A 20,322-nucleotide genomic window follows, 5' to 3' on the forward strand; every position below is an offset into this window, starting at 1 on the left:
CGCATTTACCCGGTCGCTCTCCGGGCTCGGTGGGCATAACCTACTTCCATTCATCTTTCCCGACAGTACGAACGAGGTCCCCCCTGTGCCGAGTGGCAAGGTCAAGTGGTACGACGCCGACAAGGGTTTCGGCTTCCTCACCCGCGACGACGGCGGTGAGGTCTTCGTCCATTCCTCCGCGCTTCCCACTGGCGCGGAACCGTTGAAGCCCGGACAAAAGGTCGAGTTCGGTGTGGCCGAGGGCCGCAGGGGACAGCAGGCGCTGTCGGTGCGGATTCTCGAGCAGCCGCCGACCCTGGCCAAGACGGTCAAGCCGAAGGGCAAGCGGAAGAAGCCCGACGAGATGGTCGTGATCGTCGAGGACCTCATCAAGCTGCTCGACGTCATCTCCGAGTCCTACCAGCGGGGCAAGCAGCCCGACCCCGTGCACTCCAAGAAGATCGCCCAGGTGCTGCGAGCCGTGGCGGACGACCTCGACTGATCAACCGCTGTGCGGGTTGGTCAACGGCTTGGTGGTCGCCGTCGGATCCTTGGTGGCGGGCGCCTGCCTGGCCGCGGGCGGTGTCGACGCGCTCACCTTGGCTTCACGCGCCCTGACCCGCACTCTCCTGCGCACCACGAGCCAGCCGAGGGCCAGGGCCAGCACGACGGCGAGCCCGGTGAGCCCGCCAGGGCCCGTCGACCAGTCCGACACCAGCAGGCCGATCAGCCCGCCGAACACCCAGGCCAGCTGAAGGAGCGCCTCGACCACGCCGAACGTCGACGAGCGCACCTCCTCGCCGATCTCGCGCTGCACGATCGCGTCGAGCGCCAGCTTGCCGAGCTCCTGGGCGAAGGCGGCCACCAGCGCCACCGCGACGGCGGCCCACAGGCCGAACAGGAAGGCCGTCACGCCCGCCGTCACCGTGGTCACGGCCAGCGTGAGCAGCACGATGACCTGGGGCGAGTGGTTGCGCGCCCAGTTGGCCACGGCCGCGCCCGCCAGGCCGCCGAGCCCCGCGGCGCCGGCGAGCAGGGCGATGGTGGTGGTCGCGGGCAGGTCCTTGAGGTGCTCGTCCTGCACGAGGAAGAGCAGGTAGAACAGCAGGAAGCCGGAGAAGAGGCGGATGGCGGCGTTGGCCCTCATGGCCTCGGTGACGGCGGGGCCGACGTTGAGCAGCGTCCGCCAGCGCGCTCTCTCGCCGCCCTCCTCCTCGTCGAGGTCGGGGGAGTCGACGTGGCGCGGCAGCCGCACCGCGAAGACGCCGAGCACGAGGAAGACCACCATCGCGATGCGCAGCACCCACGCCGCGCCGAGCCACGCCGTGAGGCCCGCCGCCGTGGGCACCGCGACGCCCGCGGCCACCAGGGAGAACAGCGCCACTCTCGCGTTGGCGCTGACCAGCGTGATGTCGGCGGGCAGCACGCTCGGCATGATCGCCGCGCGTGAGACGTTGTAGGCCTTCGACAGCACGAGCACGCCGAGGGCGCCAGCGAAGAGGGTGAGCACGTCGCCGGGGCCAACGGCCGCGGCCATGGCGAAGCACAGCAGCCCTCTGGCGAACAGCGTGCCCGCCATCACGTAGCGGCGGCCCGACCTGAACTTGTCGAGCACGGGGCCGACGAAGGGCGCGACCACCGCGAAAGGGATCATCGTGATCACCAGGTAGAGCGCCACCTGGCCGCGCGCCTCGTTGACCGGCAGGCCGAAGAAGATCGTGCCCGCCAGGGCGAGCGTGACGAGGGAGTCGCCCGCGCTGTTGGCTGCCGTCAGCTCGATCAGTCTGCCCAGACCGGTGCGGTCGGCGCCGTGCGCGTGCGTGAGCCTGCGCGTGGCGTGGCCGACCCGCTGGGCCCCGCTCGCGGTGGCGAGCCCCATGCGTCTGGTGCCGCTCGCCGTCCTGCGGCCGGCGCGCATGGACGCCCGGCCCGCTTCGGCCAGCACGTGCCCCACCCGTCTCGCTAGCGTCCACACACGATCCACGCTAACCAGTCTTACCTGACATGGGTGCTCGCACGTCCCGTCATGGGTGAGAATGGAGTGTGAGCGAACAGCACCTTTCGGCGAGGGCGCGCCGATGACCAGGACCAGGACCCGCGTCGCCGCGCCCGACCAGGCCTGTGTCGCCGCCGTCGACCTCGCGAGAGAGACCGCGAGAGAGCTCGCCAAGCCAGGGGAGCCCGGGGAGCACCTCGGGTTCGAGGGCCAGGGCGACCGGATCGTCACCCACTACTTCGCCTGCCTCGACCGCGCCTACCGCGGCTGGCGCTGGGCCGTCACCGTGACCCGCGCCTCCCGCGCGAAGAACGTCACGGTCAGCGAGGCCGTGCTGCTGCCTGGCGCGGGGGCCCTGCTGGCCCCCGAGTGGCTGCCGTGGAGCGAGCGGCTGCTCCCCGGCGACCTGGGCGTCGGTGACCTGCTGCCGACCGCGGAAGACGACGACAGGCTCGTCCCCGGCTTCACGAGCGCCGACGACGAGATCGACCACCAGATGATTTTCGAGTACGGCCTGGGCAGGGCCAGGGTGCTGTCGGCCATCGGCAGGGACCGCGCCGCCAAGCGCTGGCACTCGGGCACGTCCGGGCCGCACACACCGATCGCGCACGCCGCTCCCGCGCAGTGCTCCACCTGTGGCTTCTTCTGGCCGCTCGCGGGTGGCCTGCGGGGCGAGTTCGGCGTGTGCGCCAATGAGTACGCGCCCGACGACGGCAAGGTGGTGGCCGCCGACCACGGCTGCGGCGCCCATTCCGAGGCCGCCGTCATGCCGCCGCCCGTCGAGCAGGCCACGCCGATCCTCGACGACCTGGGTTACGACCTGATGGAGGACGAGGCGGGCTCGGTCGACGAGTCGGCCTCGGAGGAGCTCGGCCACTCCTGATCGGCTCCTGATCCGGATTGTCGGCGAGGAGCGCTAGCCTTCGGGGGCCCGTCTCTCGATTAGGAGTTTGCCCCGTGGACACCTTTGGCACTGACCGGATGCGCGCCGCCGTACTCACGGCTTGGAAGGCCTCGCCAGCGCGCTTCCGTGAAGACGCCAACGCCGAGGAGGACTTCGCCCTCGGCGGCTACCGTGACCGTCTGATCGTCGAGCTGGCGCAGAACGCGGCCGACGCCGCCCTTCGCGCGGGCGTGCCCGGTGTGCTGCGCCTGGAGCTGCGCGACGGCGTGCTGACGGCGGCCAACAACGGCGCGCCGCTCGACGCGGCGGGGGTCGAGGGCCTGTCCACGTTGCGGGTGTCCGCCAAACGCGACCATGTGGGCGCCGCCGGACGCTTCGGCGTGGGCTTCGCCGCCGTGGTCTCGGTCTGCGACGCCCCCTCCATCGGCTCACGCTCCACCGGTGCGGTGCGCTGGTCGCGCGAGGAGACGACGGCGGTGGTGGCCGCCGAGCCGGTGCTCGCGGGCGAGCTGGCCAACCGTGAGGGGCACGTGCCGCTGCTGCGGCTGCCCTTTCCCGACTCCGTCGAGGTCCCCGAGGGGTTCGAGACGCTCGTAAGGCTGCCGCTGCGCCCCTCCGCCGTCGAGGCCGTGCGCCACATGCTGCAGGAGGCCTCGCCCGCGCTGCTGCTCGGCATGCCCGCGCTGACCGCCATCGAGATCGTGGTCGACGGCGTCACCCGCACGGTCGAGCCCTCGGGGTGGCACGTGGTCTCCGTCTCGGGGGAGTTCTCACCCGACGAGGTCGCCGCCTACTTCGCCGACAGGCCGACGGAGGAGCGGGCCAGGCCCTACTGGTCCGTGCGATGGGCGGTGCCCGAGCAGGAGGGGCCGCTGCCCGTCCCGCAGGTCGTGCACGCGCCCACGCCCTCCGACGAGCCGCTCGACCTGCCCGCGCTGCTCATCGCCTCGTTCCCGATGGCCACCGACAGGCGCCACGTCGCCAAGGGGCCGCTGACCGACTTCCTGATCTCGCGCGTCGCCGAGGCCTACGTGCTCCTGCTGGAGGAGTTGCCGCGCACGCCGAGGCTGCTCGACCTGGTGCCCGCGCTGATGGGCAAGGGCGAGCTCGACGCCCGCATCCGCCGCGCGATCCTGCGCCTGCTGCCCGACGTCCCCCTGCTGCCCGCGCTGTCGGCGCCGCCGCCCGTGGTGCAGTCGCCCTCGTTCGAGGACGCGGCGCTCTACGACCCCGACGCCGCGTGGCAGGTCGAGCACCCCGTGCGCGAGCCCTCCGACGACGGCTGGGTGGTCTCGGGCAGGGAGGCCTCGGTCGTCAACGGCTCGGGAGAGCTGCTGGCGGTGCTGGCCTCGATCGTCCCTGGCCTGCTGCCCGCAGGGTGGCCTGCCAGGCACCCGGCGATGGCCTCGCTCGGGGTGCGCAGGGTGGAGCTGGCGGAGGTGGTCGACCAGCTGTCGGGCGAGGCCATCGAGGGGCGCGACCCCGCGTGGTGGCGATCGCTCTACGACGTGCTGCCCGCCGACGACCCCGAGGCGCTGGGGGCGCTGCCCGTGCCGCTGGCCGACGGCCGCCTGGTGCGGGGGCCGCGCGGCACGCTGATCCTGACCACGCCGCTCGACCTGGCCCCGCTCGGGCTGCGCATCGTCCATCCCGACGCGGCGCACCCGCTGCTCCTGCGCCTGGGCGCCTTCGAGGCCACGCCGCGCGCCGTCCTCGACGACCCGCACACCAAGAACGCGGTGGCGCAGTCGATGGACAGCGACGACCCCGACGCGGTGGCCAGGGCCGTGCTCTCCCTTGTCGACGCCGCGGGGCTGACAGCGGGCGAGGAGCCGTGGCTGTCCGAGCTGGCGCTGCGCGGCTCCGACGGCTCGCTCTACCCCGCGGGCGAGCTGCTGCTGCCCGAGGGCGCGCTGGCAGGGCTGCTCGCCGACGACGCGGGTTTCGGCACGGCCGACTCCTCCTACGACTCGCGCGTGCTGACGGCGGTCGGCGTGCTCGACGGGTTCGCCGTGGTCAACGACGCCGACGTGCTGCTCGACCTCGACTCCTGCGACCACGACCTCGACGAGGAGGACATGTGGCTCGAGTCGCTGCCCTCCTTCGACCTGCCTCCCGTCGTGCCGGAGTTCACCGCGATCCGCGACCTCGAGCTGGTCGCCGACTGGCCCGCCGCCCTCGCCCTGATCACCAGGCCGCCGTTGAGGGGCGCGCTGCTGCCGCTGCGCATCGACGGCCTCGAGGTGCCCTCCTACACCGCGTGGTGGCTGTCCACCCACCCGGTTCTCGGTGGGCGGCGCCCGCTGGAGCTGCGCCTGCCAGGCGCCGACCCGCTGCTGACCGGCCTGTACGACGAGGCGCCCGAGGGGCTCGACCACGGCGCGCTGGCCATGCTGGGCGTCCGCACCACGCTGACCGACCTGCTGGCCTCGCACGGTGGCCCTGAGGAGCTGCTGGAGCTACTGGCCGACCCGTCGGTCACCGTCGATCGCGCGCAGCTGCGGGCGCTGTGGATGGCGCTGGCCGCCGTCGATCCTTCGCGGGTGGAGCCGCCCTCCTCGGTGCGGGCGGTGCTCGGTGGCGACATCGTGGTCGCCTCCGCCGACGACGCCGTCGTGGTCGAGGCGCCCGACCTGTTGCAGCTGGTGACCGACAGGCCGCTGGTCCTGGCCCCGTTCGACCTGGCCGAGGCGCTGTCGGAGCTGCTCGACCTGCCGCTGGCGGGTGAGCTGGTCTCGGGCACGGTGACCTCCACGGGCACCGAGCGCCCCGTGCCGAAGGAGGTCAGGGAGCTGCTGCCCACGGCTCCCGCTCGTTACGTGGAGCACGAGAAGCTGCTGGTGGACGGCGTGCCGTGCGCGTGGCGCTACTTCGACGGCATGGTCCACTGCGACGGGGCCGACGGGCTGGCGCGCGGTCTGGCCTGGGCGACGGGGCAGTGGAACGACCGCCTCGCGGTCGCGGCGCTCCTTCGCAACCCGGGCGATGTCCCCCTGCTGCTGGCCGAGGCCGACCTGTCCTAGCGGGTCAGGTCAGCAGGGAGCCGACCACGACGATCAGCAGGAGCAAGCCGAGCACGGTGGGGAGAAGCCAGAAGCGAGGACGGTCCACGCCGTGCAGCCTAGCCCCGCTCGGCGGGTGCGAGAGCCCAATGGCCGAGTGACTCATACCTCACCGTGGGGCCGGGGTGGCTGCGCATGAGGTGGATCGAGTCGGCCGACCACGACGACCCCGCGAAGGACGACAGCGCCTCCACCAGGGGGCGCAGGTCGGTGGGCTGCCTGGCGCGGGCGAGCGTGAGGTGGGCGTGGAAGCGCTTCTCGTCGGTCTGTACGGCTCCCGCGCGACGCCCGGCGGCGGCGGCCGAGCCTGCCAGCCGTACGAGGGGGTCGCCGGTGACGCCGAGCCAGAAGACACGCTTGGAGAACGCGCCCGCCCCCTCGAAGGCCAGGCGCTTGGCGGGGTGGCGCGAGGCGGCGCGGGCCAGCCGTACCTCGAGGTCGGGGAGGGCTCGCTCGGGCACCTCGCCGTAGAAGGCGAGCGTGAGGTGCCAGGTGGCGCGGTCGACCCAGCGCAGGCCCTCCACCACGTGGGTACGGCCGGCCAGCGCGGCGGCCACCTCGTCGAGGATCTCGGGTGGCGGCAGGATCGCCGCGAACAGTCTCACGGGTCGATTGTGCCCCGCGCAGGGGGTGTGGCTCCGGCCCGCGGGGTGTGGAGGCGCGGGCCGGAGAGTCGTCAGGCGGTGGCGAGCGCCACGCGGGTGCGGCGGGCGCCGATCACGCGGGTGAGCAGGATGGCCAGACCGGTGCCCACGAGCGTGAGCAGTCCGCCGATCATGACGCCCACGCGGGGGCCGCCCAGGTCGGAGATCCAGCCGATCAGCGGCGCGCCGATCGGGGCGCCACCGGTGAAGACCAGCACGTAGATGCCCATGACCCTGCCGCGCATCTCTGGCGAGGTGGACATCTGGACCAGCGAGTTGGCGGCCGTGTTGACCGTGATCAACGCGATGCCGGTGGGGGCGAGCAGCAGCAGGTAGACCGGGTAGAAGGGGGCGAGGCCCACCACGACCTGGAACAGCCCGAAACCGATGGCGCCCGCGATGAGCAGCCTGCGTGTCGGCCTGGCGCGGCGGGCGGCCAGCAGGGCGCCGCCGAGCGCGCCGACGGCGAAGGCGCTGGAGGCCACGCCGAACGACGAGGCGCCCTGGCCGAAGACCTCGCGGGCCATGAGCGCGATCGACATCGAGAACGACTGCGTGAACATCGCCATGAACGCGATCACCAGTATCGGGAGCAGGAGCTCCGAGCGCTCGATGACGTAGCGCAGGCCCTCGCGCAGCTGGCCCTTCGCCTTGGGGACGAGCTCGGCTGGGGTCAGCTCCGACCTGCGCATGAGGAGCAGGCTGGAGATGACGCCGCCGAAGGTCAGCGCGTTGAGCAGGAAGATCGGTCCGGTGCCGATGGCGTACATGAGCACACCGGCGAGGGCCGGGCCCACCACGCGGGCCAGGTTGAAGATCGAGGCGTTCAGCGCGATGGCGTTGGGCAGGTCCTCACGGCCGACCATCTCGACCACGAACGCCTGCCTGGTCGGCACCTCCACGCAGGAGATGACGCCGAGCGCGAAGGCCATGGCGTAGACGTGCCACACCTCGGCCGAGCCGGTCACTGTCAGGACGCCCATGGTCACGGCCAGCATCGCCATGAGCGACTGCGCGATGATCAGGACGGGGCGCTTGGGGTAGCGGTCGGCGAGCACGCCGCCGAACAGGCCGAACATGAGCTGCGGGAGGAACTGCAGCGCGGTCGTGGTGCCGAGAGCCGCCGCGCTGCCGTGTGTGAGGTCGAGCACCAGCCAGTCCTGGGCGGTGCGCTGCATCCACGTGCCGAGGTTGGAGACGATGCCTCCGGCCGCGAACAGCCGGTAGTTGTGAACCCTGAGAGACCGGAACATCCCGGTCCTGGGTTCGTCAGGCTCTATATCTTGCTGAGCTTCTCCAGAATCGGCGCCGCCTGCCGGAGCACTGCCCGCTCCTCGGGTGTCAGCTCCTTCAGCCGATGCGTCAACCAGGCTTCCTTCAGCCGGCGCTCCTCCTTCAGCAGCGCCTTGGCGGAGTCGGTCACCACCACGGTCACCTGTCGCCGGTCGGTCTGGTGCGGTGAACGCGCGACCAATCCGCGCTCCTCGAGCGCGGCGATCACCCGCGTCATCGAGGGCGGTTGTACCTTCTCGAGCTCGGCCAATTCGCCGGGGGTTATCCCTGAATGCCGTTCCACGGCGGCGAGCGTCGCGAACTGGGTGGGCGTCAGGGTGTGCGCCGCCGCCTGTCGTCGTAGTCGTCTGGTCAGCCGCGCCAGCGACACGCGCAGGGCTGATGCCAGGCCTGCGTCGCTGCGCAGATCCATCTTGGGAGGGGGATTCGTTAGCACGTCTCATTACCTTTGCTAACTATATGCCATGCCACGCTATTCCCTCCAACGGTTTGGATAGAGTCCACCATGTCCTTCTTATTCTGGGCCGCCGCGGTGATCGTTGCGGCCTGGGAAGCCGCCACTGTTGGCTTGCCCCTGGCCTTCACCGCGGCGAGCCTGCTTCCCACCGTCTTCCTCCTCGGCCTGGCCATTCTCGCCCGCGTCGCCGAGGGGCCCGCACATCGCCGGCTGGCGCTCGTCGGCATCGCGGGCATGCTGTCGCTCCCCGCGATCTCCGTTCTGGCTCACGAGTACGGCGGGGTCGTCGGCTCGCTCCTGTTCGACCACGTGGCCGGTCCCGTCGCCACGGTGGTCTGCGTCGTGCTCATCGCCGCCGCCGACCTGGTCGTCCAGCGTAGGCCGGCGCTGCCGTACTTTCTGCCAACGCTCGCGGTGGCGCTACCCTTCCTGGTCGCCGTCGCGGACCTGTGGACGGGCGACCTGGCATGGTTCTCGCTGCCCGGCTGGCTCGCGATCGAGGTGCTGCTCGGGTCGGGCGTGCTCGCGGTGCTGGTGCTGATCGCCGTCGTCACGCGGCGGCTGTGGTTGCGCGTGGTCACGGTCTACACGCTGGCGCTGGCCGCGCTCGTGGGCGTCGCCGCCGCCCTGGTCCCCCTCTCGTACGGCTACACGGCCCGCGACGAGGCTCTGCGCGTGGCCCTGGAGCCGGCTGAGCCGTCTCCCTCTCCCATGAGCAGCGAGGCCATCGACGAGCTGCTGACCGGCGAACCCCGCCAGTTCGGTGTCCTTCTGGAGGACGACGGGCTCGGGGGGACGCCGTCGCTGCCTCCTCTGGAGATGATCGAGGAGGAGCGCCGCCTGTCGCCGTTCTGGTACACCGGCGCCTACCTGGCCGCCGCGCTGATCGTGTTCACCCGAAGGACCGCCCCCCGGGAGGAGGACGGCCCCGAGGGCGACCTCGCTACAGAAGGGCCTTGATCGGCCCGAGCGCGAAGTAGACGACGAACAGCCCGGCGACCACCCACATCAACGGATGGACGTCCCTGCTCCTGCCCTTGACCATCTGGATCAGCACGTAGCTGACGAAGCCCGCGCCGATGCCGTTGGAGATGGAGTAGGTGAACGGCATGATCACGATCGTCAGGAACGCGGGGATGGCGATGTCGAAGTCGTTCCAGTCGATCTCGCGGACCGTCGTCATCATCATGAAGCCGACCACGACGAGGGCGGGCGCCGCCGCCTCGTACGGCACGACGGCGACCAGCGGCGCCACGAAGATCGCCAGCAGGAACATCAGGCCGGTGACCACGCTGGCCAGACCGGTGCGGGCGCCCTCGGCCACACCCGCGGCCGACTCGATGTAGGTGGTGTTGGACGAGACGGAGCCCGCGCCGCCCGCCGCGGCGCCGATGGAGTCGACGAGCAGGATCTCCTTGGTGCGGGGGAGCTGACCCTCCTCGTCGAGCAGGTCGGCCTGGCGTCCGACGCCCACGATCGTGCCCATCGTGTCGAAGAAGTCGGTGACGAGCAGGGTGAAGATCAGCAGCACCGCGAGGATCACCGACACCTGGCTGAAGGCGCCGAACGGGTCGAACTCGGTGAACAGCGTCAGCGGGTTGTGGAAGCCGAAGATGCGCTCGGGCCAGGACGGCGTGACCAGCTGCCAGCCTGCGGGGTTCTTCGCCGTGGCCGCACCTGTCTTCGTCAGCGCCTCGACGATCATCGCGAGGACGGTGGTGCCGACGATGCCGATGAGGATCGCGCCCTTGACCTTGCGGGCCACCAGCACGGCGGTGACCAGCAGACCGAGGATGAAGACGAGCAGCGGCCACGAGGTCAGCGCGCCCGAGATGCCCATCTCCAGCGGCGGCCCCGCGGCGACGCGGCGCACGAAGCCCGCGTCCACGAAGCCGATCAAGGCGATGAACAGGCCGATGCCGACGCTGATCGCGGTCTTCAACTGGACGGGGATGGCGTTGAAGACGGCCACCCTGAATCCGGTCAGCACGAGGATGCCGATGATGACGCCCTCGAGGAAGACCAGGCCCATCGCCGCCTCCCACGACATCTGGGAGGCGATGCCGAACGTGACGAAGGCGTTCAGGCCGAGGCCCGCCGCCATCGCGAACGGCACCCTGCCGACGACGCCCATGAGGATGGAGAGCATGCCCGCGACGAACGCGGTGCCCGAGGCGACCAGCGGCACGTTGGCGACCAGGCCGTCACCGATGAACTGGCCGTCGGCGTCCTTGACGGTCGCGATGATGAGGGGGTTGAGGACGACGATGTAGGCCATCGTGAAGAAGGTGGCCAGGCCGCCGCGCACCTCGCGGGAGACGGTCGAGCCCCGCGCGGTGATCGAGAAGAATCGGTCAAGTCCGGATGGAGTAGTGGTGTGCGTGTCTTTCACGCGCGAAGAGTGACAGGGGTTGCGACCTGCGAAAAGACCCCGCGACCTGATCGAGACGGATTTGCCGCCATATCGCGCGAAACAGCACGTCGACTAGGCTGGATCACGTGAAGCAGCCATGGCGTCCGGATCCGGAGCCGCTCGAGACCAACGACAGGGCCGCTGTGCTCGGCGGTACTGCCCTGTGGGCGCTCGCCCTGGTCGTGCTGCTCATCGTACGGCCAGCCCCCGAGAACACATGGTGGATCTGGACCTGCGTGGCGGGCATCGTCTTCGGTGGTTTCGGTTACTGGTTCGTCGGCCGGAAGCGCCGCAAGGACCTCCCGGCCGACGAGGCGCCCGTCGAGCCCGTCCTGGGGATGGGCCCCCCGGATCACCAGGCGTAGTCCTCCGGCGCGGTCCTGTGGCCGGGGAAGATCTCGTCGAGCCTGGCGAGGGCCTTGTCGTCGAGCTCGATCTCCAGCGTGCGCATGGTGCCGTCGAGTTGGTCGAGCGTGCGCGGGCCGATGATCGGGGCGGTCACCGCAGGGCGGGTCAGCAGCCAGGCCAGGCCGACGTGCGCGGGGTCCTCACCGAGCTCGTCGCAGAACGCCTCGTACTGCTCGATCTTCTCGCGGTGCTTGTCGAGCTCCTTGACCATGTTCTCGGAGGCCGAGCGGCCCTTGTCGATCTTGCGTAGCACGCCGCCGAGCAGGCCGCCCGCCAGCGGGCTCCACGGGATCACGCCGAGCCCGTAGTCCTCGCACGCCGGCAGCACCTCGAGCTCGACCTTGCGGGTGAGCAGGTTGTAGTGGGACTGCTCGCTGACCAGGCCGAGCATGCCCTTCCTGGCGGCGCTCTCCTGGGCCTTGGCGATGTGCCAGCCCGCGTAGTTCGATGAGCCGACGTAGATGATCTTCCCCTGCTGGCGCAGGATGTCCATCGCCTCCCAGAACTCCTCGAAGGGGGTCTCCCTGCCGATGTGGTGCGCCTGGAAGATGTCGATGTAGTCGGTCTGCAGCCGCTTGAGCGAGGCGTCGCAGGCCCTGCGGATGTGCAGCGCGGACTGCATGCCCTCATTGGGCCACTCGCCCATCTTGCCGTGGAACTTGGTGGCGATGACGGTGCGCTCCCTGCGGCCCCCGCCCTGGGCGAACCACCGGCCGACGATGTTCTCCGTGACGCCCTCGCCCAGCTTCCAGCCGTACACGTCGGCCGTGTCGAAGAAGTTGATGCCGAGTTCGAGGGCCCTGTCCATGATGGCGAAGGAGTCTTCCTCCGTCGTCTGGGGGCCGAAGTTCATCGTGCCGAGGCAGAGCGGGCTGACCTTGAGCCCGGTGCGTCCGAGGTTCACGTATTCCATGACACCCACACTAAGAACCTGGAGTGCACTCCAGGCCAGCCCCCTCTCGATATGATGATCGCGAGTCCCGGGGTCGATCAGCCTCGGGACTGTGCGTCTCATGCATCGCACCATCGCGACGGCCGCGCTCCCTCTGCTGCTCTCCTCCCTCACCTCGTTGGCCGGATCCCTGGTCGTCACCTCCGTGCTCGGCCGTCACGACACGGGGGCGCTGGCCGCCTTCGCCCTGACCATGGCGGTCCACAGCCCCGCCTCGATGGCCGTCATCCCTCGCCGGGGTGACGGTCGCCAACCTGGCGCTGCGCGCGGCGCTCGGGCAGCCGGTCGGCAGGGGCAGGCCGCGCGTCCAGGAGATTCTGCGCATCTGCAGAGTGAGTCTCCCGCTGTCGGGCACCATGCTGATCAAGTTCGCGGGGCTGGGCGTGCTGGCCTACGCCGCCGCCAGGACGGGCGTCACGGGCTCGGCCGGGCACGCGATCCTCTACGCGCTGTCCGGATTCCTCATGGTGCCCGCGATCGCGGTGGCCCAGGCGGCGGTCCCCGAGATCGCCCGCGCCGACGGCATGAGGAGCAGGCGGCACACCGCGCGGGCGGCGCTCACGCTCGCGGCCGGGGCGGCGGGGATCGGCGCGGCCGTGGTGACCCTGCTCGGCGGCCCGCTGCTGCGCCTGTTCACCACCGACGAGGCGGTGCGCGGCCTGGTGACGGCCCTTGTGGGGATCATGCTGGTGTCGACGCTGGCCGAGGCGGGCTCGGCGGTCATGGGGTTCGGGCTGACCGCGATGAAGCGGTCGAGCTCGAGCCTGCGCTCGCTCGCGACCGGCTGGGGACTGCTGGTCGTCGCGACGGGCCCGGTCACCGACACCTGGGGCCTGCCCGGCCTCTGGACCGCCATGCTGGCCACCAACCTCCTCCTCCTGACCCTCCAGGCCACCGCCTTTCTGTCGGCCACGGCTGACGAGCACCCGACGGGGTGCAGGCGGTGATGGGGGTTGCGTTGGCTGGGCTCAGGCGGTCGACGTGGAGCTTGGGGGCCTTCTCGATCGGGTACGGCTTGCTCGCGGTCGTCGCGGCTCCCGTGGCGGCTTCGGGTGGATTGGGTACGTTGTGGGTGGCGGTGCTCGTGACCAACCTCGCGCTCGTCGTTCTGCAAGGCGGCGGGTTCTTCCTGCAGAGCGCACGCACAGGGACGGTCGCCGCCGAGGCATGATCGCTGGATGGGGGATGTCCTGATTCGCACGCTTGCGGGGCTCGTGATGGCCCTTGCGCTCCCTGCCACGCCTGCCTTCGCGTCCTCCGGCTCCTCCGTGCCAGGTGGCCACGCCTTCACGAGGCCCGTCGCCCTGACCTCGGCCTCCCCGGAGATCGCTCTCCCGGAGATCTCCCGCGCGGAGATCTATCGTGCGGGGGGCGTGGTGGGGGGTGCCGGGCTTTCGGTATCGGACGTGCCCGTTGTCGCGGGTCCCGGTACCGCGGCGCCCGTGCCCCAGGGTTCCGAGACCGCGAAGGCTCGGGGGAGCGGCGAGGCCGATGACGAGGTCGCGTTCACGATCCCGGACCCGCGCATCACCGAGTCGAGCGGCCTCGCGCTGTCCCCCACGCACGACGGAGTCGTCTACACCCACAACGACAGCGACGCCGGCCCCACCTTCTTCGCGCTCGGTCCGAAGGGCGCGACCAGGGCGACCTTCACGCTGCGCGGCGCCCAGGCCCGCGACTGGGAGGCCATGGCCGCCTCCAAGGACCCTGAGACCGGGCGGGGCGTGCTGTGGTTCGCCGACATCGGCGACAACTTCGACGGCGCGTGGCCCGACATCTCGGTCTACAAGGTGATGGAGCCCGCGACGGTCAGGGACGCCGTCCTGCCCGCCGTCCGGTATCGCTTCAGGTACGAGGACGGCGGGCACAACGCCGAGGGCATCATGGTCAACCCGAGGACCGGACGCCTGTACGTGGTGACCAAGCAGTTCGCGGGGGCGATCTACGCGGCGCCGAGACGGTTGAGCGCGAGCAGGACGAACGTCCTGCGCAAGGTCGGGTCGGCCCCGATCATGGCGACGGACGCCGCCTACGCGCCGGACGGGTCGAGCTTCGTGGTGCGTACCTACTTCTCGGCGACGGTGTACAAGGCGCTGGACAAGCCGCTGACGCGCGTGCCGATGCCCGCGCTCGACCAGGCCGAGTCGATCGCCTACACCGGCGACGGCAAGGCGTTGCTGGTCGGGAGCGAGGGCGCCAACAGCCCCGTCTACCGGGTGCCGCTGCCGGAGAACGCGCTGCCCACGCCGACACCCACGCCCACGCCGTCGACGTCCGAGCCCCTGCTCGAGGCCGCGGACGGCGAGACGGTGGCCGCCGACCCGCCCGGTGGCATCACAGGGACGGACGTACTCCTCTGGCTGGCGGTGGCGACGGGCGCGACCGGGGTGATCACGATCATCGCCAGGAAGTCCCGATGAGTCGTGGTGCCTAGTCCCTTCTGAGTACGACACCGCAAGCGATCATCAAGCCGGGTGCGGCATTGTTCTCGCCATGCGCGTGAACTGTCCCGATTGCGGCCTTTCTCTTACTGGGCCCGCCGGCGCCTGTCCTCGGTGCGGGCTGCCGCTGACCGGGCCCGTGGCGGTGGAGCTCTGGAAGGTCGACGGGGCGCTGGCGGGGCTCAGAGTGCAGGAGGCCGAGCTCAGAGGACGGCGGGAGCGCCTCCTCTCGCTCCTGCGCGCCGACCGTGCGAGGCTCGCCGGCCGGACGGCTCCTCAGGCAGCCCCGGAGACAGGTGGCGCGACTCCACGAACCGTCGCGAGCGGACCGGCCTCGACTCCGGGGACGCCGCAGGACGCAGGCCTCCCCGGCGGCCCGCAGCACCTGGAAGCGCCGAGTGACCCGGGTGGGCCGCAGCAGCCAGGGATGCCGCGTGACCCGCGTTTCCCCGGAGGGCCGCAGTACCAGGGGATGCCGTACGGCGCCGGTTCACCAGGCGGCCCGCAGGGCGAGGTGTCCAGGAAGACCGCGCAGAACCTGCTGCTCGTTCTCGGCGGGCTCCTGATCGCCGTGGCGGCGATCGTGTTCACGGTCGTCAGCTGGGGCCGGCTGGGCATCGGCGGCAGGGCGGCGATCCTCACGGGCCTGACGGCCGTGACGCTGGCCGTCCCCGCGGTGCTGCTCAGGCGGAAGCTGAACGCGACGGCGGAGACCGTCGGCGTCCTGGGGCTGGCGCTGATGCTGCTGGACGGCTACGCGGCCGCCGCCGCGGGGTTGGTCGGCTCCGTGGACATGTGGGACTACACCGCCGCGACGATCGCGGTGGTGGCTCTGGCGGCGGCGCTCTACGCCAGGCTCCTGCCGTTGAAGGTGCCGCTGCCGCTGGCGGTCGTGCTGGCGCAGGCTCCGCTGCCCATGCTGGCGACGGGGCAGGGGCACGGCTGGCCCACCGCCGCGCTCGCCGCCACGGTCGTGCTGAACGCCGCCGTCTGGTCCGTCGCGCGGACGCGGGGGCTTCGCGTGACGGCGGTGATCTGCATGGCGCTCACGGGGTCGGTCGCGCTGCTGGGGACGTCGGTGGCGACGATGATGCCCGACCGGTTGCTGCACGCGCCCTCGCTGGTCGTGCTGGCCGCCACGGGGTTCTTCGTGGCCTTCCGCACCAAGGACGAGGTCGGGCGCGTGTTCGCGGCCATCGGCTCGGCGACGGCGCTGGTCGCCGCGGCCGGGGCGCCGGGGATCGGGCTGCTGTCCGAGCACTGGCAGGTGGTTCCGTACGTCGTGGCGGCGCTGGTGGTGGCGGCCGTGGCGCGGGCGCTTCCCGTACGGCTGCGCACGCCCTACGCCCTCTCGGGGGCGGGGCTCGCGCTGCTCGGCGGGCTCGTGGTGACACCCCAGACTCTGCTGGCGGTGCTCGACGCCCCTGTGACGACCTGGCGCGACCCGTTCATGGTCGTCGGGTTGCCCGCGGCGCCGGTCGTCTTCGCCCTGCTGGTGAGCCTTCCGCTGATCCTGGGGAGGGCGCGGTGGGCGGCGGTGGTGCCCGCGGTGGCGGCCGTGGTGGTCGCACCCGTGGTGTACGGCCTGCCGTACCTGGTGGTGGTCGGGGTGCAGCTGGCGGTGGCGCTGGGGTTCACCTTCGCCGCCGTGCGGTTCAGGGTCCCGGCGGCGCCGTGGGTGGCGGGGATCGTGGGCGCGATCGCGGTGCTGTGGTCGCTGGACCAGCGGCCGGTGGCGTACGCGGTGCTGGGGGCGCTGCTGGTGGTGTGGGGGCTGCTGTACCGCAGGCCGGCCGCGCTGGTGGGGGCGGCGCTCGCGGGGTCGGGGCTGGTGTGGGTGGCGCTCGAGGGGCTGGGCCTGCCCGTGCGGGACTCGGCGGCCGCGGGGCTGGCGGTGGGCGCGGGCCTGGCCCTGCTCGGCTGGTACGGCACCCGCGCACCCGGCGCCGGAGCTGGACCAGGCCTGACCGGCGGTGTCGTCGGTGGCGGTATGGCCGAAGGAGCCGGGGGCCTCGGCGGCGGTGTGGCCGGTGGTGAGATCGCCGGCGGTGTGATGGCCGGTGGCGGTGTGGTCGGTCGTGGGATGGCCGGTGGCGGTGTCGTCGGCAGGGTGACGGCGGTCGTGCTGGCGTCCCTGGCGCTGGCGGTCGTCGCGGATGTGCTGGCGGGAGCGTTCGGCGGCTACCTGCCTGTGCTCGACCCCTGGCGCGGTGGGCCGGACTTCACGGGGGGCCGGCCGCTGGGGCTGGCGGCGGTCGGGCTGGCGGGGGTGGTGCTCACGCTGGCGGTACGGCCCGCTCTGGTGGTGCTGGCGGGGGTCGTCGTCGTGGCGGCGGCCCCGGTGGCGGTGCGCATGCCGTACGTCGTGGTGCTGGTCGGGATGGTCGTGGCGACGGCGGGTGCGGCGTGGACGGCGGCCGGCGGGTGGAGCGGCCCGGCGGGCGACACGGGAACTGGCACGGCGGCTGGCACGGCGGGCGGCACGGTGCGCAGGTCGGCGGGCGGGACGGCGGGCGGGACGGCGGGCAGGGTGGCAGGCAGGGTGGCGGGCACGGGAGGTGCGCTCTGGCTCGGGTCGCTGGCGCTGGGATGGGCGCTGGCGGACGAGACCGCGACGCTCGCCGTGCTCCCCGCGCTGGCCGCCATCGCCGCGGCCACCGGCCTCCTCTGGCGGCCCCTCCCCGAGAAGGCAGCGCCTGAGACGGCGGTGGGGGTGGCACGCCTGGAGCGGGGCGCCGGGTTCTGGTGGGTGGTGCTGGCGGGGGTGCTCGTGGCGGGCGAGGCGGTCGCCGTGGCGGCCTCCCTGGAGGTGCGGGCCTTCGAGGCGTACACCGTGCCGTTCGCCCTGCTCATGCTGCTCGTCGGGGCGTGGCGCGGCAGAGGGGTGTCGTCGTGGCTCGCCTACGGTCCTGGCCTCGCGCTGGCGTTCGGGCCGAGCCTGCTGCAGGAGGCCACCCCGCTGAGGGCGTTCGCGCTGGGCGCGGCGGCGCTGGCCGTGACGGTGGCGGGGGCGTGGCGACGGCTGCAGGCGCCCGCGCTGATCGGCGGGGCCACCGTGGCGATCGTGGCGGTGCGGGAGCTGGCCCCGTGGATCGCCGACCTGATGGGCGCGGTGCCCCGCTGGGTGCCGATGGCGCTCGGCGGGCTGCTGCTCCTGGTGGTCGGCGCGACCTACGAGGCGCGCAAGCGCGACGTCCGCAGGCTCAGGGACGCCGTCGCAAGGTTGCGGTGAACCCCTCGCCCCTGAGCGCCCGCTCGACGGCCTCGATCGAGCGGGCCAGCTGGACCAGCCTCGGCCCCTCGCGGCGGTAGACGTCGAGCACCGCCTCGACCGCGTGGGGCGGCAGATGTCCCTTCAGCTCGACCGCCGCGCCGCGGTACCCGGCGCGGGCGGCCTCGATCGACGCGCGGACATGATGGCCCGCCATCCTGGCCAGGGCGTAGGGGTGGCGGCGCAGCACCTCGTAGGCGCGGTAGTCGGGTGGGACGGCGTCGAGCAACCACGCGACCGCGGACGTCTCCCAGTCGGGGATGTCGGGCGTGCGGACCTCGGACGGCCATTCCGGAGGCACGTACACCCCTTCATCGTACGCGTGTTCGATTGAGGTGGGAAACGTCCAAGCGCTAGCTTCCAGGCCATGCGCGTGTTGGTGACCGGTGCGTCAGGCTTCGTTGGTTCGCATGCGGTCACCGCTTTGCGTGAGACGGGTCATGAATGCCTTCTCCTGGTGAGGAACCCGGAGAAGGCACGGAAGATCTTCAAGGTTCCCGGGGTCCTCTACGAGGCCGACATCAGGGACGCCGACGCCGTACGCAAGGCGTTGGAGCAGTGTGACGCGGTCCTGCACACCGCCGCCGACATGGGCGTCACGGGACGTGATGTGGATTTGGGCGGCGCCAACGTGCGCGGGCTGAAGAACGTGCTGGCGCAGGCCGTCGATCTGGGCCTCGACCCGGTCGTGCACGTCTCCAGCGTCGCGGTGTTCGTGCCGCCGAGCGAGCCGGTGCTCACGGTGGACAGCCCGCTGGCCAGGCCGCGCAACGCCTACGGCCAGACCAAGCTGTACGGCGAGCGCTACGCCAGGGACCTCGACGGCGTGACGATCGTCTATCCCGGCGGCGTCATCGGGCCTGGCCAGCCCACGCTCGACACACTGAACGAGGGCTTCAGGGCGGGGCTGCGGCAGGGCTGGCCGATCGTGCCCGGCGGGGTGAGCGTGCTCGACGTGCGCGACCTGGCCATGGCGCTGGCCAGGTGCTTCAGGCCTGGCCAGGGCGCCCGCAGGTACATGCTCGGGGGTCATTTCCTGACCTGGGAGCGGGTGGCGGCGGTCTGCGAGGAGGTCACCGGGCGCGGGGTCAGGCGGCTGAGGATGCCCGGCGGGCTGCTGAGGGCGGCGGGCTCGAGCCTCGACCTGCTGAAGCGCGTGGTCCCCATCGACTACCCGTTGACTCGCGACGCCGCCGACCTCATGCTCACCCTGGTGCCGACCGACGACACCCGCACGCTCCAGGAGCTGGGGCTGACACTCAGACCCGTGGAGGAGAGCGTGGCGGACACCGTGCGCTGGCTCGTCGCTGAAGGACACTTGACCTCATGACAGAGCGGATCGGCGTCATCGGAGCGGGCATCGTCGGCCTGGCCGTCGCCAGGGAGCTCGCGCGCGGCAGGGGCGCGGAGGTGACCGTGTTCGAGGGCGAGAACAGGGTCGGGGCGCACCAGACGGGTCACAACAGCGGCGTCGTCCACGCCGGCATCTATTACCAGCCAGGCTCGCTCAAGGCGACCCTGTGCAGGGAGGGTGCGGCGCTGCTGCGGGCCTACTGCGCCGAGCACCGCCTGCCGTACGAGGAGGTGGGCAAGCTGGTGGTGGCCTCCACCGGCGCGGAGCGGCCCGCCCTTCGCGCGCTGGCCGAGCGGGCCAGGGCCAACGGCGTGCCGGACATCGCCGAGCTCGACGCGCTCGGCCTGCGCGAGATCGAGCCGCACGCGGTCGGCGTCGCCGCCGTCCACTCGCCGCACACCGCGATCACCGACTTCTCCGCCGTCGCCCGCAGGCTGGCCCAGGACGTCGCGGAGCTGGGCGGGTCGGTACGGCTCGGCCAGCGGGTCAGGGCGCTGCGCGAGAGCGCCACCCAGGTGGAGGTGCTGGCGGGGCGCAGGAAGTTCGCCTTCGACGCCGTCGTGGCCTGCGCGGGGCTCGGCACCGACGCGGTCGCGAAGATGGCGGGCCACCCGGGCGAGGTGCGGATCGTCCCCTTCAAGGGCGAGTACTACGCGCTCGCGGGGTCGGCCAAGGGCCTGGTGCGCGGCCTGATCTACCCGGTGCCCGACCCCCGCTACCCGTTCCTCGGCATCCACCTCACCCGCAGGATCGACGGCGAGGTGCTGGTCGGGCCCAACGCGGTGCTCGGTGACGTGCGCGCGTTACTCACCTGGCCCGGCACCCGCCGCCTGGCCGTCAAGCACTGGCGCACCGGCCTCGGGGAGCTGTACGGCTCGGCCGTCAAGGGCGCGTTCGTCCGCGCGGCCAGGCGCTACGTCCCCGCCATCACAGGAAACGACCTGGAGCGAACCGAAGGAGGGGTTCGCGCCCAGGCGGTCTCGCGCGACGGCGGCATGGTCGACGACTTCGTGGTCGACGTCCACGGGCGCGTCGCGCTCGTGCGCAACGCCCCCTCGCCCGCCGCCACCTCCAGCCTCGCGATCGCAAGGCATATCGCGGGGATTGTCCCAGCACTCGCCCGTTAAGGGCATTCTTAGATGTGATGG

The 20,322-nt window shown here is 71.8% G+C and carries 18 protein-coding genes; 11 read left to right on the forward strand and 7 right to left on the reverse strand.

The features are described 5' to 3' along the window. Nucleotides 1–85: 85 nt before the first annotated feature. A complete protein-coding gene (locus ABFX55_RS39835; protein WP_183654616.1) occupies nt 86–481 on the forward strand; it encodes a cold-shock protein in 396 nt (131 codons plus the stop codon). Here the strand turns inward: ABFX55_RS39835 and ABFX55_RS39840 are convergent, their stop codons facing one another. After that, on the reverse strand, nt 482–1,954 hold the full coding sequence (locus tag ABFX55_RS39840) for an MFS transporter (protein WP_346128450.1): 1,473 nt from the start codon (nt 1,952–1,954) through the stop codon (nt 482–484). A 103-nt stretch (nt 1,955–2,057) separates the two neighbouring features. On the opposite strand from ABFX55_RS39840, the gene ABFX55_RS39845 reads away from it, so the two are divergent. Both ABFX55_RS39845 and ABFX55_RS39850 read left to right on the forward strand, forming a co-directional pair. Further along, nucleotides 2,058–2,858 (forward strand): DUF3027 domain-containing protein, encoded by an 801-nt coding sequence (locus tag ABFX55_RS39845; RefSeq protein ID WP_183654619.1) that lies wholly within the window; start codon nt 2,058–2,060, stop codon nt 2,856–2,858. A 98-nt stretch (nt 2,859–2,956) separates the two neighbouring features. After that, nucleotides 2,957–5,902 (forward strand): sacsin N-terminal ATP-binding-like domain-containing protein, encoded by a 2,946-nt coding sequence (locus ABFX55_RS39850; protein ID WP_346131386.1) that lies wholly within the window; start codon nt 2,957–2,959, stop codon nt 5,900–5,902. A gap of 98 nt (nt 5,903–6,000) precedes the next feature. Here the strand turns inward: ABFX55_RS39850 and thpR are convergent, their stop codons facing one another. The 3 genes from thpR to ABFX55_RS39865 form a co-directional block, all read right to left on the reverse strand. After that, complete coding sequence (gene thpR / locus ABFX55_RS39855; RefSeq protein ID WP_346128452.1) at nt 6,001–6,546, reverse strand: RNA 2',3'-cyclic phosphodiesterase; 546 nt, start codon at nt 6,544–6,546, stop codon at nt 6,001–6,003. A gap of 71 nt (nt 6,547–6,617) precedes the next feature. Further along, on the reverse strand, nt 6,618–7,838 hold the full coding sequence (locus ABFX55_RS39860; protein WP_346128454.1) for an MFS transporter: 1,221 nt from the start codon (nt 7,836–7,838) through the stop codon (nt 6,618–6,620). 23 nt (nt 7,839–7,861) lie between these two features. Then, entirely contained in the window at nt 7,862–8,290 is a 429-nt protein-coding gene (locus tag ABFX55_RS39865) for a MarR family winged helix-turn-helix transcriptional regulator (protein WP_183654627.1), read from the reverse strand. A gap of 93 nt (nt 8,291–8,383) precedes the next feature. On the opposite strand from ABFX55_RS39865, the gene ABFX55_RS39870 reads away from it, so the two are divergent. After that, entirely contained in the window at nt 8,384–9,295 is a 912-nt protein-coding gene (locus ABFX55_RS39870; protein ID WP_346128456.1) for a hypothetical protein, read from the forward strand. Here the strand turns inward: ABFX55_RS39870 and ABFX55_RS39875 are convergent. After that, nucleotides 9,279–10,727 (reverse strand): NCS2 family permease, encoded by a 1,449-nt coding sequence (locus ABFX55_RS39875; protein ID WP_346128457.1) that lies wholly within the window; start codon nt 10,725–10,727, stop codon nt 9,279–9,281. The genes ABFX55_RS39870 and ABFX55_RS39875 overlap by 17 nt on opposite strands. Nucleotides 10,728–10,834: 107 nt before the next feature. Between ABFX55_RS39875 and ABFX55_RS39880 the strand changes: the two genes are divergently transcribed. Further along, a complete protein-coding gene (locus ABFX55_RS39880; protein WP_346128459.1) occupies nt 10,835–11,113 on the forward strand; it encodes a DUF2530 domain-containing protein in 279 nt (92 codons plus the stop codon). Here ABFX55_RS39880 and ABFX55_RS39885 read toward each other — a convergent pair. After that, a complete protein-coding gene (locus ABFX55_RS39885; RefSeq protein ID WP_346128461.1) occupies nt 11,101–12,069 on the reverse strand; it encodes an aldo/keto reductase in 969 nt (322 codons plus the stop codon). The genes ABFX55_RS39880 and ABFX55_RS39885 overlap by 13 nt on opposite strands. A 278-nt stretch (nt 12,070–12,347) precedes the next feature. Between ABFX55_RS39885 and ABFX55_RS39890 the strand changes: the two genes are divergently transcribed. The 4 genes from ABFX55_RS39890 to ABFX55_RS39905 all read left to right on the forward strand — a co-directional run bounded on the left by ABFX55_RS39890 (nt 12,348) and on the right by ABFX55_RS39905 (nt 17,781). Further along, a complete protein-coding gene (locus ABFX55_RS39890; RefSeq protein ID WP_346128462.1) occupies nt 12,348–13,055 on the forward strand; it encodes an MATE family efflux transporter in 708 nt (235 codons plus the stop codon). A 68-nt stretch (nt 13,056–13,123) separates the two neighbouring features. Next, entirely contained in the window at nt 13,124–13,279 is a 156-nt protein-coding gene (locus tag ABFX55_RS39895) for a hypothetical protein (RefSeq protein ID WP_346128464.1), read from the forward strand. A 271-nt stretch (nt 13,280–13,550) separates the two neighbouring features. Then, nucleotides 13,551–14,528 carry a hypothetical protein gene (locus ABFX55_RS39900; RefSeq protein ID WP_346128466.1) on the forward strand — a complete coding sequence of 326 codons (978 nt, stop codon included), beginning with the start codon at nt 13,551–13,553 and terminating at the stop codon, nt 14,526–14,528. 448 nt (nt 14,529–14,976) lie between these two features. Then, nucleotides 14,977–17,781, forward strand: a complete 2,805-nt coding sequence (locus tag ABFX55_RS39905) for an SCO7613 C-terminal domain-containing membrane protein (protein WP_346128468.1) — start codon at nt 14,977–14,979, stop codon at nt 17,779–17,781. Here the strand turns inward: ABFX55_RS39905 and ABFX55_RS39910 are convergent. Then, nucleotides 17,753–18,127 (reverse strand): hypothetical protein, encoded by a 375-nt coding sequence (locus ABFX55_RS39910; RefSeq protein WP_346128470.1) that lies wholly within the window; start codon nt 18,125–18,127, stop codon nt 17,753–17,755. The two genes, ABFX55_RS39905 and ABFX55_RS39910, sit on opposite strands and share 29 nt — an antisense overlap. Nucleotides 18,128–18,187: 60 nt before the next feature. On the opposite strand from ABFX55_RS39910, the gene ABFX55_RS39915 reads away from it, so the two are divergent. Both ABFX55_RS39915 and lhgO read left to right on the forward strand, forming a co-directional pair. Next, nucleotides 18,188–19,150 (forward strand): NAD-dependent epimerase/dehydratase family protein, encoded by a 963-nt coding sequence (locus ABFX55_RS39915; protein ID WP_346128472.1) that lies wholly within the window; start codon nt 18,188–18,190, stop codon nt 19,148–19,150. Then, on the forward strand, nt 19,147–20,301 hold the full coding sequence (gene lhgO / locus ABFX55_RS39920; protein WP_346128474.1) for an L-2-hydroxyglutarate oxidase: 1,155 nt from the start codon (nt 19,147–19,149) through the stop codon (nt 20,299–20,301). The genes ABFX55_RS39915 and lhgO overlap by 4 nt, the downstream gene beginning before the upstream one ends. The last annotated feature ends 21 nt before the right edge of the window (nt 20,302–20,322 follow it).

The organism is Nonomuraea roseola, from assembly GCF_039535395.1.
Classification (GTDB): Bacteria; Actinomycetota; Actinomycetes; order Streptosporangiales; family Streptosporangiaceae; genus Nonomuraea; species Nonomuraea roseola.

What these genes read in the sequence shown, in the direction of transcription:
- ABFX55_RS39845 (WP_183654619.1), top strand. Translation starts at nt 2,058, where the DNA reads ATGACCAGGACCAGGACCCGCGTCGCCGCGCCCGACCAGGCCTGTGTC.
- ABFX55_RS39850 (WP_346131386.1), top strand. Translation starts at nt 2,957, where the DNA reads ATGCGCGCCGCCGTACTCACGGCTTGGAAGGCCTCGCCAGCGCGCTTC.
- ABFX55_RS39860 (WP_346128454.1), bottom strand. Translation starts at nt 7,838, where the DNA reads ATGTTCCGGTCTCTCAGGGTTCACAACTACCGGCTGTTCGCGGCCGGA.
- ABFX55_RS39865 (WP_183654627.1), bottom strand. Translation starts at nt 8,290, where the DNA reads ATGGATCTGCGCAGCGACGCAGGCCTGGCATCAGCCCTGCGCGTGTCG.
- ABFX55_RS39870 (WP_346128456.1), top strand. Translation starts at nt 8,384, where the DNA reads ATGTCCTTCTTATTCTGGGCCGCCGCGGTGATCGTTGCGGCCTGGGAA.
- ABFX55_RS39885 (WP_346128461.1), bottom strand. Translation starts at nt 12,069, where the DNA reads ATGGAATACGTGAACCTCGGACGCACCGGGCTCAAGGTCAGCCCGCTC.
- ABFX55_RS39905 (WP_346128468.1), top strand. Translation starts at nt 14,977, where the DNA reads ATGCCGCGTGACCCGCGTTTCCCCGGAGGGCCGCAGTACCAGGGGATG.
- ABFX55_RS39915 (WP_346128472.1), top strand. Translation starts at nt 18,188, where the DNA reads ATGCGCGTGTTGGTGACCGGTGCGTCAGGCTTCGTTGGTTCGCATGCG.
- lhgO (WP_346128474.1), top strand. Translation starts at nt 19,147, where the DNA reads ATGACAGAGCGGATCGGCGTCATCGGAGCGGGCATCGTCGGCCTGGCC.